This is a genomic window from Acidobacteriota bacterium (genome assembly GCA_016196065.1).
GTDB lineage: Bacteria > Acidobacteriota > Terriglobia > Terriglobales > Acidobacteriaceae > Acidiflorens.
In genome coordinates, this window is record JACPYL010000025.1 from 454818 (window position 1) to 467594 (window position 12777).

General features: G+C 57.3%; 11 protein-coding genes. 5 read left to right on the top strand and 6 right to left on the bottom strand.

The features are described from left to right. Positions 1–12: 12 nt before the first annotated feature. Both HY010_19805 and HY010_19810 read right to left on the bottom strand, forming a co-directional pair. Positions 13–906 (bottom strand): hypothetical protein, encoded by an 894-nt coding sequence (locus tag HY010_19805; protein ID MBI3477985.1) that lies wholly within the window; start codon positions 904–906, stop codon positions 13–15. Positions 907–1114: 208 nt separating this feature from the next. Next, on the bottom strand, positions 1115–1546 hold the full coding sequence (locus HY010_19810) for a hypothetical protein (protein MBI3477986.1): 432 nt from the start codon (positions 1544–1546) through the stop codon (positions 1115–1117). Between the two features lie 305 nt (positions 1547–1851). Here HY010_19810 and HY010_19815 point away from each other — a divergent pair, with 305 nt between their 5' ends. Continuing rightward, positions 1852–2754: a hypothetical protein gene (locus HY010_19815; GenBank protein MBI3477987.1), complete on the top strand. Its 903-nt coding sequence runs from the start codon at positions 1852–1854 to the stop codon at positions 2752–2754. Positions 2755–2798: 44 nt separating this feature from the next. On the opposite strand, the gene HY010_19820 is transcribed toward HY010_19815, so the two are convergent. Together HY010_19820 and HY010_19825 are read right to left on the bottom strand one after the other, a co-directional pair. Further along, on the bottom strand, positions 2799–3746 hold the full coding sequence (locus tag HY010_19820; GenBank protein ID MBI3477988.1) for a branched-chain amino acid transaminase: 948 nt from the start codon (positions 3744–3746) through the stop codon (positions 2799–2801). Positions 3747–4019: 273 nt separating this feature from the next. Continuing rightward, positions 4020–4433 carry a hypothetical protein gene (locus HY010_19825; GenBank protein MBI3477989.1) on the bottom strand — a complete coding sequence of 138 codons (414 nt, stop codon included), beginning with the start codon at positions 4431–4433 and terminating at the stop codon, positions 4020–4022. 328 nt (positions 4434–4761) lie between these two features. Here HY010_19825 and HY010_19830 point away from each other — a divergent pair, with 328 nt between their 5' ends. From HY010_19830 to HY010_19845, 4 genes are read left to right on the top strand one after another with little or no spacing between them, the layout of a single operon-like run. After that, entirely contained in the window at positions 4762–5019 is a 258-nt protein-coding gene (locus tag HY010_19830; GenBank protein MBI3477990.1) for a hypothetical protein, read from the top strand. Beyond that, on the top strand, positions 5009–5683 hold the full coding sequence (locus HY010_19835; GenBank protein MBI3477991.1) for a hypothetical protein: 675 nt from the start codon (positions 5009–5011) through the stop codon (positions 5681–5683). The genes HY010_19830 and HY010_19835 overlap by 11 nt, the downstream gene beginning before the upstream one ends. A gap of 8 nt (positions 5684–5691) precedes the next feature. Next, complete coding sequence (locus HY010_19840) at positions 5692–6759, top strand: histidine kinase (protein ID MBI3477992.1); 1068 nt, start codon at positions 5692–5694, stop codon at positions 6757–6759. Between the two features lie 28 nt (positions 6760–6787). Then, entirely contained in the window at positions 6788–7537 is a 750-nt protein-coding gene (locus HY010_19845; protein ID MBI3477993.1) for a LytTR family transcriptional regulator DNA-binding domain-containing protein, read from the top strand. A gap of 28 nt (positions 7538–7565) precedes the next feature. Here HY010_19845 and HY010_19850 read toward each other — a convergent pair whose 3' ends face one another. Together HY010_19850 and HY010_19855 are read right to left on the bottom strand one after the other, a co-directional pair. Then, entirely contained in the window at positions 7566–9515 is a 1950-nt protein-coding gene (locus HY010_19850; GenBank protein ID MBI3477994.1) for a multicopper oxidase domain-containing protein, read from the bottom strand. A gap of 119 nt (positions 9516–9634) precedes the next feature. Continuing rightward, positions 9635–12676 carry a DUF2339 domain-containing protein gene (locus tag HY010_19855; protein MBI3477995.1) on the bottom strand — a complete coding sequence of 1014 codons (3042 nt, stop codon included), beginning with the start codon at positions 12674–12676 and terminating at the stop codon, positions 9635–9637. Between the last annotated feature and the right edge of the window lie 101 nt (positions 12677–12777).

The following is a 12777-nucleotide window of genomic DNA, read 5'->3' on the forward strand; positions in this document are numbered from 1 at the left end:
CTCCTGCCACGCTTACCTTCCCGTCCCGATGATGCCAATCGAGAAGGTGTGGCAACCTACCGTCGAAAGAGCTTCCGGTGGACCGGCGGCACATACTGTCGTGGCGGGTACAAAATTCACTCCATAAAACGTCGACTTAAAGAATGAATTGTCGGGAATGTTCGGCAACCCGCGATGATGCTGCGCGGTAATGGGAGCGTCCGACAAATACCCGATGTTCGTGGTCAGTGGCGCGTCCGCCGCCGCGGCACCGGAAGTGTTGGTTCCACCGGATACATAGCAGTTCGGAGGACACTGGCCGTGTCCGCCCGGAGGAAGAATCTGGTCCTCCGGCCCCACGGGGGGAATCGTCAGCGTGCAGTAGTTGTTCGGGTCCGCGATCAGAATCACGTAGTTATATTCGACGTAGGTCGTGACACCGACGAGGAACGTCCGGCCAGTCGGCCCGTTTAACGTTGCCGTCTCGTCCCCTCCGCACAGCACCGTGCCGCCATTGCCGGTCGTGATGCCCTGACGAATTTCCCAATGGGCGGGCGGGTTGGCCGGAGGAGGACTCGTAAACAATTCGTTAATGAGCACACCGTGCACAACGATTTTTTTCTTGATCGGGAACGGAACCCATACCTGGCCATCGACGATATTGGAGCCGTCGATGAAAATCCCGTTCAACAATCCATTGGGCTCTTTGGCCGGTTTGGGATTGAAATCGCCCGCATAGTAAACGCAGTGCAACCCCACCACCGGCGGAGGGCAGTTGGCCGTAAGAGACGGACGCACATTCACTCCCAGAAGAGCATCGACCAGGCCGGTGAGGGGCACATCCTGGGTAGACTGATCCGGCACTTGCGCTAGCGCTGCCGTTGTCAGCGTTAGGCCCAACATGAGAAAACGCCATGCTCGCTTCATGGAAACCTCCAAGAACTTCTTGAGTCTGAAATTGAATTGCTTTTGACGGGAAGAACGACAGATTGCTCGAAAGTTTGTCGGTTTCCTATCCGAATGTCAAGCCGGATTCCTTGCTGGTCGCCCACTTCAGAGGACTTGCCGTAGTTTTTTCCGGGAGATTGACCGATGGCTTCCTTCGGCTTTGATCCTGCAGCAAAGTCACCCGGTTCTATCGCATGAGGTGCGCGGAAACCGGGGCAATCCGATTCGCGCGACGGAGAATGTCCTCGACCATTCTATTTTTGCGCTCGTCGGACACGAGATGCTGGACGGCAATCCGGCTCGTTGCCAGGGCGAACCTGACTTCATCCCAGCGCTGCATGTAGATGGTGTAGATTTTTTGAACTTCATCTCCGGTTACTCCTTCGTCGCGATCACCGAGAACCAAGGTGACCGGTACGCGATCCCTGGAACCATCGGGAAGATGGAACTCCTGGGCAACAACTCGAAAGGCGGTCTCGTAGATTGCGTCGACTTTCGCAAGCGGCAAATCGGGCGCGTTGCCTTCAACCCGGACTTGCGCCGAGACCAACTGCGAAATCGACAAAACCACGAGAGTGGCCCAGCAAAAACTCATCCATTTGAAATATTGTTTCGTCATCTTTCTTCTCCTGGGCGGCGGTGCCGCTCGTAATGGCGAGACTTTTGCATGGTTCGCTTCGGGGAGCAATTCCCGCGGCATCCCTATGGGGTGAATTTTGTATCCCCGCGACAAAGGCTTTTCATGGAGTGAGTTGCGAACGGAAATGCGGTTTTCAACAGACTCCCTTGCAAGATGCTTGACACCGCTTTTGGCAGGGAGTAGAAGTTGGAAGTTCCCCAGGCGCACGACCTTCCCTTTCGCGCCGCCACTTCCCGACCAGCAAGTCCGGGCTCCAAATGTCTCTTCGTCTTTTTGGAGGCAACATGGCTGACAATTCAGGAAAAGAGAAAGTACGTCGTATCTGCTTCGATCGGGTCATTCCCGAGGGCTACGCGCCTGCGCGTTCGATGGCGCAGCGGGCCGCAGTCTCACGTTACGCAGCCGTTTTACAAGCAAAGACCGGGGTCAAATCCAGGGAAGCTTCTCCGCGGGCCAGTTTTGGCCAGCAGGTGGCCAAGGTGGAAAATCTGGGAGAACTGGATGCGAACCATCCCATCACCGTGGCGAGGATGGCCATTATTGTCCAGAAGCAGTGGGACAATGGCCATACTCTACGCTGCAAGTTTCTCGATGGAGACGATGTGCAGCGTCAGAAAGTACAGGACAATGCTCGCAAGTGGGAAGACTATGCGAACGTTCAACTCAATTTCGGCGACGATCCGGATTCGGAAATCCGTATTTCGTTTCAGGCAGACTCGGGATCATGGTCGGCCGTCGGGACGGACTGCCTCGTTACCGACTACTTTCCGAAATATCAGCCCACCATGAACTTCGGCTGGCTGACGGACGAGACCGATGATAAGGAATACGAACGCGTTGTCGTGCATGAATTCGGGCATGCGCTCGGGTGCATCCACGAACACCAGCAACCGAACGAACACTTGAAGTGGGATGTGAATGCCGTGTATGCGGCGTTCTCGGGGCCTCCCAACTACTGGACCAAGGACGACATTGATCAGAATATTCTCCAGAAGTATTCGCCGAACGGAATCAGCGCGACGCGCTTCGACAAGAAGTCGATCATGCTGTACCAGTTCGACGGGTCGCTGTTCACGGATGGCAAGGGCACTCCGCTCAATACTCATCTTTCGAAACTCGACGAGCAGATGATCGGTGAGATGTATCCGAAGACCGGCCACGCGGCGATGGAGAGCATCGCTTCGTAAGGACAAGGCTCGCGACCACCAGGCGGTGGCTCGCGAGCCTTCTTTTAGACTCCGACTGGCTGCTTGGATCCTACCGGGACCGGGGTCAACCAGTTGTGGCGGTCGGCTTTCTCACCACGAACGATGCCATAAAACTCCTGTTGGATCGACTTGGTGATCGGACCGATCACACCCTGTCCCACGCTGATTTTATCGACCGAGCGAATGGGAGTGATTTCAGCAGCGGTCCCTGTGAAGAAGACCTCGTCGGCAATGTAGAGAGATTCGCGAGGTATCTGCTGTTCGGCAATCTTGATGCCGAGATCGCGCGCAATCTGCAGAACCGAGTCGCGGGTGATACCGGGTAGCACGGAGTTTCCGAGCGGCGCGGTCAGCAGGATTCCATTACGGACAACGAACAGGTTTTCACCGGAACCTTCGCTCACGTAGCCGTTCACATCGAGGGCGATTCCTTCAGCATAGCCGTTGATGATGGCTTCCATCTTGATGAGCTGCGAGTTCATGTAGTTCGCGCCCGCTTTCGCCATAGCAGGCAGCGTGTTGGGAGCGATGCGCGTCCACGAAGAGATACAAACATCGACGCCCTCGGAAGCATCGGTTCCAAGATATTTTCCCCAAGGATAATTGCAGATGTAGACCTCGGTGGGCGAGTTGAAAGGATTCACTCCCGCTTCGCCGTATCCGCGGAGAACGATGGGGCGGATGTAGCACGGCCACACTCCGTTGTTCTTGATGAGGTCGACAAGTCCGGCGAGGATATCTTCACGAGTGAAGTCCACGTCGATGCGATAGATGCGCGCCGAATCCAGTAGACGCTGGACATGCTCCTGGGCGCGGAAGATGGCAGGGCCAGTAGGCAGCGCGTAGCATCGAACGCCTTCAAATACCGAGGAGCCATAATTGACCACGTGCGACATCACGTGGAGAGTGGCGTCATCCCAGGGGATGAACTTGCCGTTGTGCCAGATTTTGTCGGTCTTCTGAATGGCCATGAAGGCTCCTTCGGGTTTCGATCACGTTATTAGAGATTCGCGGAAGCTGCCGGGGGTTTCAACACATCCGGTGCAGCTTTCGTCGGCGCCAGGCCAACGAGGCGGAACAAAATCGTTGTTGAAATTATAGCGTGCGGCGACTCGGCGGGAAGCTTCGTGGGGCACAAAAAGTTGCGGGCTGCGAGGAAACGATGCTTTGTTCCTCCGCAGCCCCTGTATAACTCGAAACATCACAATCCACAAACTGTAGAGCGGTAATTCAACTCGCAGCTTCTAGCGAGTCGTAAAGGAGTTGCTGGCAACCACTGCGCTCTGGACTCCAATCATCAGGCGCATCGCGATGCGTTCCGCTTTGTGGTGATTGGTCTTGTGCAGAAGATAGACGGTACCGAGGCCAGCGCCGAAGCCGAGGGCCGATCCAGCAGCCTGTCCGATGGTCCCGCGGGTAACAAAGGGACGCATGATCGGATTGGCTTCGCGGTAGCCCTGGGCCAGTCCGCGCTGGGTAGTGATGGCGTCGGCGGCAACCAGGCCGGCGAAGATACCAGTGTTGATCTTGGTCTCGAGGGTCCAGAAACGATGCTGGCTGGGCGCGTCCGGCATGGACGAGAGCGAAGAACTCGATCCCACGAAGTTCTGTGCCGCCGCGGTCATCGTCAGTGCCAGGATTACCAGAAGTGCTTTCATTTTTTTGTCTCCAGCCCCATTGGGGGAACAACATCAGCTTAGGCGGAGGCCACGCGAACGTACATGGCCCGATTCCGTAGGAGGGGTGGCCTGACGGAAGGACGGCATAGGCTATAAGTAACTGTTACGTAAGTTCTTAGAGGATCAACGCCCTCTGAGTGATTGACGGAAAAGGGGTTTAGCGGAGAGGCCCTGAGAACCAGTCCTAGCCGACCGGAACCGTCATTCGCCGGTAGGGGGCCTCCGTTGGCCGAAAACCGCAGGACGGGCTGCCAGAGAACGGCTAACTTGTCCCCAGAGCAAAGAAGTTCAGGCAGGAGAGTTAGCGATGACAAGCAAAAATCAACCGAACCGATGGGAATCGACGTTGCTGGCAGGGATCATGGTCGTGGCAGGCGCCCCGTTCCTCTTTGATAAACTTACGGTCCTCGTGCGGACCAGTTCCCTTTATCCGGCAGCGGCGCATAGCCTGTCCTCCATGTTGCTGGTAGCGGTAGGAGCAATTCTCGTGATGGCCGACCAGATTGCAATGCCGGCGGAACCTTACCAGCCGGCAGCGAACGAAGGAGACCGACATGAGCTGTAAGAATGATGGCATCAGTTCGGCAGTGCTCAGCGGCGTAGCGTTGATCGTTTTCGGCGCGCTGCTCCTGCTCAGTCAGATTGGGCTGATCCACGACTGGTTCAATTTCTGGGCGACCGTCTTTATATTCGTGGGCTTCATCAACATATTTCAGTCAGAACGCTCGCGGCCGTGGGGAATCTTGCTCATGACGGCCGGCGTTTTGATCGAACTGAACCAGTTGGGCTTTTTTCATGTGCGGATCGAGAAGTTCTGGCCCGTCCTCATCATTGCGGCTGGAGGGGTGATGGTTTGGCGGGCGTTCCAGCAACCGGAGACGGGCGATGACGGCGTCCAGTCGGGGCATTTGAATGTGGTGGCCATCTGGGGAGGCGGGGAATATCGCATTCGCTCCAAGGATTTTCGCGGCGGCGACCTGGTCGCGTTCATGGGCGGGTTTGATATCGATCTACGGGATGCGGACATCGCCGGCGATCGGGCGGTCGTGAACGTGACCGCCTTCATGGGTGGCGGCGTGTTGCGCATTCCGGAAAATTGGGCGGTCTCGATGCAGGTGGGCGCGTTTATGGGTGGACACAGCTTGAAGGCTCGAGAAGGTGTAAACCCGACCAAAACGCTCGTTGTGAAGGGCATCGCGATTATGGGTGGCGTTGAAGTGAGGAACTAAGGGACCGGATGCATCCCATACTCTCCCATCTCCGCCGCCTCGGGTTGTATCTACTCGCATGGGTTCCGCTGGCAGGAATTCTGGTCTACCTGCTCGTGCGGGCGGGAGAGAGTTGGATGGTGGCAGCGGCACTCACGGTGCCGCTGTGCTTTGTGTATGCGTTTCTCTGCCTGGCGGCGTGGTATCCGTGCAAGACGACGCCGGTGGAGTCGTCAAGCTTTCTGAGGCTGCTGCTGACGCATTTCACCGCAGCCGTCGTGATCAGTACGGTATGGGTCCAGCTGGCACGAGCGTTGGCGTCTGGACTCGCACACTGGGCAATCTTCGCGGGATTGAATGAGCGCGTTGTGGGGTATCTGCCCCTCACGTGGGTGACCGGCGTTTTACTGTATGTGCTGTCGGTGACTTTTCACTATGTGTTGTTAGCGGAACAAGCGTCGCGAGAGGCCCAAGAGCGAGCACTCGAGGCCCGTGTTCTCGCGCGAGATGCTGAACTGAAAGCGCTGCGGGCTCAGGTCAATCCGCATTTCCTGTTCAATTGCCTGCACTCGATCAGTGCACTGACGAGCGTGGACGGAGGCAAGGCGCGGGACATGTGCATCCTGCTGGCTGACTTTCTGCGCACAACGCTGCGCGTGGGCGGGAAGGAAGCGATCACGATCGAGGAAGAACTGGCGCTCATCCGCGGTTATCTGGCGATCGAGAAAGTTCGCTTTGGAGCACGGGTGAAAATGGCAGAGCACGTTGAGGACGAGACGCTGGGAATATTGCTGCCTCCGCTTTTGCTGCAACCGCTGGTTGAAAATGCCATCCGGCACGGTGTCGCAAATCTGCCCGAAGGCGGCGTAATCAGTCTGAATATCCAGCGCAGCGAGGGTTTCGTTTCGATATTAGTAGAAAATAGTTTTGATCCGGATACGCCGTCGAAACTCAAAACAGGACTGGGACTCGATAACGTTCGGCGACGACTGCATGCGCGCTATGGGGACGATGCCAATGTGGTCTTCGGGTCGTCCGGCACGACATTTTCAGTGAAACTGCGGTTGCCGGAGCAACAAACCGGCATCCGGGTATGAGCAGCCTATGAATCACAGCGACCAGAAAATCCGGACCGTAATCGTCGACGACGAGGAACTCGCGCGGAAGGTGCTGCTGGAGTTCCTGGCGACCCATCCCGAGATTGAAGTTGTCTCGGAATGCGCCAATGGATTCGAAGCCGTAAAAGCAGTCGCGGAATTGAAGCCCGACCTGGTCTTCCTCGACATACAAATGCCCAAGCTGGATGGATTTGAAGTGCTGGAATTGATTGGCACGGACCGGGCCGTGGTCTTTGTCACGGCCTATGACGAATACGCTCTGCGGGCATTCGAAATTCATGCGGTGGATTATCTTTTGAAACCGTTCGCGGCAGAAAGATTTGAGACGACGCTACAACGGGTCAAACAACGGCTCGGCGGAAAACTTCCCCCGCCTGCAGAATTGGCGAGCAGCGCGCGTCCGGCGGAACAATTCCTCGAACGGCTGGTGGTGAAAGACGGCACGCGCGTGTATGTGATTCCGGCAGCGAAGCTGGACTACGCCGAAGCACAGGATGATTACGTTGCGCTTTGTACCGAGGGGAAGAAACATCTCAAGCAGCAGACGATCTCCAGCCTGGAAACCGCACTCGATCCGCAATGCTTTCTGCGCATTCACCGGTCATACATTGTGAACCTCGAGAAAGTGACGAAGATCGAGCCCTACAGCAAGGACAACCACGTCGTCATCCTGACGAATGGCAGCCAACTTCCAGTGAGCCGTAGCGGGTACGCGCGGCTGCGGGCGTTTCTAGATCAGAAGACGCGGCGGGGTTGAGCGAGACACGCCTCGCGGCCGGCTTGTATCACTTGACTCGAACGGATTGGGCGACTGTGATCTTCGAAAATCGCGCGCGGATCAGGAGGGTTAATTCCTCCTGGCGTTCGGGCTTAAATTCGAAGTCGTAGGTTTCGCCGACACTGATGGGTTGAATAGCGGGACGAACCGTGGCTTGCGCGGCCGGTAGGCTCCAACCGTCCTTTGCCAGAGCTCTCCACGTAACGGGCTGTCCATTATTGGCAAGGATCGAAACCGACAAGTCGGCGTCGTTGGACCCGATATTGATAAACCGCAGGCGATACTTCGTGCCACTAGTAAACTGCATTTCCGCAGGCTGCGCAGAGCCATTAATCACCTGAACTGTCGATGGACTCTCATCAGGAGCCTGGCGGCCAATGACAAAAATCTTGTCCGTCTCAGGATCGAATTTCTCTCCCGGCTCGACCACGATGATCGGACCATAGAGCCCGTTCGTGAGCTGCTCAACGTCGTGCCAGTGGGTGTGATAGATGAAGGTCCCGGCGCGAGGAGGAGTCATGCGCGCAACGAAGGTGCCTCCGGGGGGAATCGAGGGCGTGACTTGCGGCGAATTGCCGCCATATCCGGCCACGCCGTCGTAGTAACTTTCGAGTTCGATGCCGTGCCAGTGAACGGCGGTTTGATTCTTGAGTTGGTTCACGACGGTGATCTCGGTGGGCTCGCCACGCGTGAGCACGATGGGCGGACCGGGCACGGAAAACGGCGCATCGCTCTCTTTCGTAGCTCCGTCTTTGGGTTCGCCCTCCTGCAGGACGTACCCCATGCGCACGAGTGAGAGCGGAGTTGCCGGAGTTTCGCGTACGAACAGCTTGAGCTGGCGCGCCTTCTGTGTCGGAGGTGGCGTGGCAGTGCGATCCTTTCCGGGAGTAACGGTGACACCGAGCACCAGGCCCATCATGCCCGCCGAATCACTGGGCATCTCATGAGGCGCATGGGAATCCATTTGTCCCGTGAGGACAACACTGTTCGGCGCCATGTGGCCCGTCATATGGCAGTGAAAGAGCCATCGGCCAACGCGTTCGGGAACCCACGTGAGCGATGAAGTCGTTCCCGGTTCGAGGCGCTGCGTGACCGCATGAAAAAGCTGGTCGGGCGCGTAAATTTGATCGCGATCCTGGTCTCCGACGCTGTTCACTGCGAAATAGAATCCGTGCAGATGCATGGCGTGATCGCTGACGCTGGCATTGATGAGACGCCAGCGCGCCGAATCGCCGCTGCTATATGTAAGGCGCTCGGTGTAAGGCCAAGATTTTCCGTTGATGGCCAGAGCCTCACGAAACGGCGGCGCAACCACTCCCGACATCCAGTTCGTGATCATGAAAATGCGGTCGTTGGTCGAGGCTCCGGGAGGATCCACGATGAACGCGCCTTCGAGCTGGCTTTCCACTTCAAATGGATTCTCACCCATCGACAAGTCCGCCACGAGATCGAGAAGTCCGATGTCGCGGATCGACATCTTGCAACTGCGCGCCGTGTAGTAAAACGTGCCGGGAGTGGAGGCCGAGAACTCCACGTGGGCCGTGCCTCCAGGGGCGATGGGAACGGGTAACGGCGTCTGAAAACCGCGAACGAACATCGCCATCGCCAGCGTATTGCGAATCTCGACGCGCACGATGCCGCCCTGAGACACGCGCAGCAGCGGCCCTGGGATCTGCGGCGGCTTTCCCTTTTCCGCGAAGGCGTACACCGGGAAGCTCTTGCCTCCGTCCTGTTCGGGATACCAGGTAGACGGGACAATCTCGAGTTGCAGAGTTAAAACGCCATTCTTCAGTTCGCCGGCAGGAGTGCGATTGTCATTGGCACGCGCGGCGGGAGCAGGAACCGCAGCTGAGTCGGAGGCGTACGCTCCGACAGAAAGAACGACAAAGAACAGGCCAGACAGAAATCGACGCGTCAGAAGTGGCTCTCCAGTGCCGCGGCGAGAGTAACGCGGCATTCGTGGAGTGTCAATTGCACGGTCGGGATAAAAATCAGAGTCCAGCTATGGACAGATGGGAAGGATGGTTTTGAGACTTGTCACGAAAGGAAAGAGGGCCAGGTATGTGGCGGAACGTGTCACAGATACTGCCGGAACTTCTCCTTGTACCTCGTATAGAGGTACGAAACCAGCACCAATGCCGCGCCGAGTGCAATCAGTGTGATGTATTTAGACTGCGGATCGAGTCCCCAGACGTCGATCAGGAATATCTTGGCGGCGCATGCCAGGAGCAAGCCGAGTCCTGTAAGCCGGAAGCTGCGCTCTCCGACCCAGACGGCGAACAGGAAGGCGGTCACGCCCTCGATACCCCAGTTGACCGTGAGTTGGCCGCGCGTCGATTCCAGCGCAATCAAGATGGTCAGCAGGCTGACGGGGACAAAGAAGAATACTTGCTCCGGCCGACGGTCCAGCGGGAAGGTACTGGTGTGCCACAACTTCGCTCGGCGCAGCGCGAAGGCAAATGGTAACCCGGCGAACAAGAGTGCGATTGCGGTTCCGGCATAAAATTTCTGGCTCTGTGCAAACAAGGTACCGGCAGGATCGGATTGGAAGAAGTTATAGCCGACGACCCGGATTGCGACGGCAAACGCCACCAAGTAAGAATGGTGAAGGTAGTCGCGCCGCTGGATTGCAAATGCACAGGCTATGGCGATCAGAGCCAGTACAGCCCATCCGGCCGCGATCCACGAATCCGGTAATTCAAAATAGAGCAGCGCGACCAGCGTGGCCGTTCCCAGATAGGCGAAGAATTTGCCCGCTAGTTTCGATTCCGCACTCTTCGATCCTGCGCGGCCCAGGCGCCAATCCGCGTAGTAGTACGCGAGTGCTAGAGGTAGCACTCGGGAGGTGTTCGGGCTGATCTGTCCGCCGCCCATCGCTTCGAGATTGGCCCACATGACCTGCAGGAAGCCGGCGGTGAGTGCCGTGTAACTCTGCCATCGCAAGAAACCGGCTTGCCAGGCGATACCGATTTCGAGGAGCACGAGGCCGAGCACCATCCATGCCACTGCAACGTTAACCGGAGCCACTTCGTACCAGATCAACGCCCCGAGCAAGATCGAAGCAGCCCAGGTATAGGCTGCCGTGAACATCGACCAGGGTCCGCCATCTTCCTGATCAGCGCTGCGTGCAAAAGGTGCAGCAGCATACAACAGCAAGGCGGTTATACCGACGGTGACCAATCGCAGGCTGAGGCCGTGCCATTGCTGATCAGAAGTGAGATTGAGTGTAATCAGGCGGCCGATCGCAGCGAGAGCGGCAAGGTTCCCTTGAATCGCCAACGACTGCTGCACAAATTTATTCCCGGCCACGCCTAGCAGAAGAGCGAGAGTCCCCCAGACGACAGCGGTTGCCATCCCCGGAAATGCAAACCATGTTCCCAGGAGAGCGAGGAATCCTCCGACATAAGTGAAAGATTCGACAATCGCGGCGTCGAACTCGAGTTTGAATAGTTCCGGCCAGCGTGTCCGGACCCAGTGCGCGTTGAGATAACAAAGGAACGAACCCACGGCGAAGAGCACACCGGTGGCGTAATCAGGTGGCGTGCTTGGGACATTGCCTAATCGCAACTCCAGTAAAGTCGCGCCCGTCCCGAATATCATTTGCCCTGTGACGACCAGGAGGGTGACCATCCCCACACGGCGGAATACAACCTCGCTTGTGAACACGCCTGCCAACAGGAAGGCTTCGGCGGCGATCAGCCACAGCACGGATAGATCCAAACCACTGTAGTGAAATGGAATCGCCGCGAACAGAAGGGCTGAAGCCAGGGTCGCTAGCACGATGAAGGCAACCCGGCGGCGACGCGCAGCCAAAGCAGCCAATCCCAGTTCGACGGCCCCGAGCAGAAGTAGAGCCCAGAATGCCCACTCAGGATGTACGGACTGATAGCGAAAGAGGCCGAGCAGGCAGAACCCGTTGAGCAGGGCGGCGGCGGTGGAAAGACGCTCCTGCTCGGTGTTATCAATCTTTCGGTAGATATAGGAAAGCCTGAAGAGCAGCCAATAGAAGACGAGCAGAAGAATACTGAGGCGAAATTCCGGAAACTCAACCCGGACGGGTCCCATGCTTTCAATCACTGGCGAGACCCACAGGAAATGATTGAAGTAGGTGGCGAGTATGCCGAAGATTTCGAGCGCGAACCATTGCATCCGGAGGGCGAGGGTAACGATGGTGATGGCCAGGATGATGCTGGCTGCGAGGCTGTAAAACGACGCGTGATGAATGCCGACGGTGAGATAGGAAAGAACCAGCGCCAATGCGGTCGTGGTTTGCGATTTGTAGCGAAGGCTGTACCAAACGATGGCGGCTGCGACCGCGATCATCAGGAAGAAATCCAACTCGCGGGACTCAATCACATGCGCGGCGGGGACGTGGTAGACCGCGTAGCTGACAAAATAAAGGAGAGACCAACCTCCAGCGGCGCTCGCGCGAGCGAGTATGCGGTAGCGCTGATTCGATTCGTAACGCACTCCGATCGCGATCATGCCGCCGCTGAGCGCAACCCCGAGGAGAACCTTTCCGGCGGGCCCGAGATTTTGAAGCTGGTAGGCGAGAAAAAATGCCAAGCCCAACACGAGGATGCCAATACCGATCTTATTTAGCCAGTTCGTGCCAAGCATTTCTTCGAGATCAAGTCCACTTCGTGAAGCTGGCTGAGGGGCCTGAGCAACTTCCGAAGGCGGAGACGGAGCGGCGACAGACGTCTCCGCTGCTGAAGGAGTCGGCGGGCGACGCACCGGTGGCGGCGGCAGAACAGTTGTCGGGGGCTCTACTTCCGGTGGGGTCGCCGGGACGATGTCCGCCATGACCGGTGGAATCGTCGGCGTCGCGTCATGCGCCTGCGAGATTTCCGCGACCGGAGTATTAGCGGGCACATCGGATCGACCTTCACGGTATTGACCCGCTGGAGCTGTCGCTGTAGACGACCCCCTCAATTCCTTGACTTCGGTTTCAAGAACGTGGAGCCGTGCGGTGAGATTCTGCCAGTGGAGTGTGTTGCCACGCTGCTCATCCTCAAGCTGGCGGCGAAGGCCCAGGATCCTTGCAATCATCCAGATGGGAAGAACAATGAGCGCGCCAAGCACAGCCAGCCCGATGAGGATGCCAAAGTCTTCCATGAGGATCCGTGGATGCTAAGTACCTGTAGCGCACCGAGGATTCGGCCCGGACGCATTCTATTACACGAATGCCATGCAAGATGGGTGTTCGAAGGAGAGAG

Bases quoted from the DNA above. Each gene is read 5' to 3' on its own strand.
- HY010_19805 (MBI3477985.1), bottom strand. From the start codon at position 906: ATGAAGCGAGCATGGCGTTTTCTCATGTTGGGCCTAACGCTGACAACG.
- HY010_19810 (MBI3477986.1), bottom strand. From the start codon at position 1,546: ATGACGAAACAATATTTCAAATGGATGAGTTTTTGCTGGGCCACTCTC.
- HY010_19815 (MBI3477987.1), top strand. From the start codon at position 1,852: ATGGCTGACAATTCAGGAAAAGAGAAAGTACGTCGTATCTGCTTCGAT.
- HY010_19820 (MBI3477988.1), bottom strand. From the start codon at position 3,746: ATGGCCATTCAGAAGACCGACAAAATCTGGCACAACGGCAAGTTCATC.
- HY010_19825 (MBI3477989.1), bottom strand. From the start codon at position 4,433: ATGAAAGCACTTCTGGTAATCCTGGCACTGACGATGACCGCGGCGGCA.
- HY010_19830 (MBI3477990.1), top strand. From the start codon at position 4,762: ATGACAAGCAAAAATCAACCGAACCGATGGGAATCGACGTTGCTGGCA.
- HY010_19835 (MBI3477991.1), top strand. From the start codon at position 5,009: ATGAGCTGTAAGAATGATGGCATCAGTTCGGCAGTGCTCAGCGGCGTA.
- HY010_19840 (MBI3477992.1), top strand. From the start codon at position 5,692: ATGCATCCCATACTCTCCCATCTCCGCCGCCTCGGGTTGTATCTACTC.
- HY010_19850 (MBI3477994.1), bottom strand. From the start codon at position 9,515: ATGCCGCGTTACTCTCGCCGCGGCACTGGAGAGCCACTTCTGACGCGT.
- HY010_19855 (MBI3477995.1), bottom strand. From the start codon at position 12,676: ATGGAAGACTTTGGCATCCTCATCGGGCTGGCTGTGCTTGGCGCGCTC.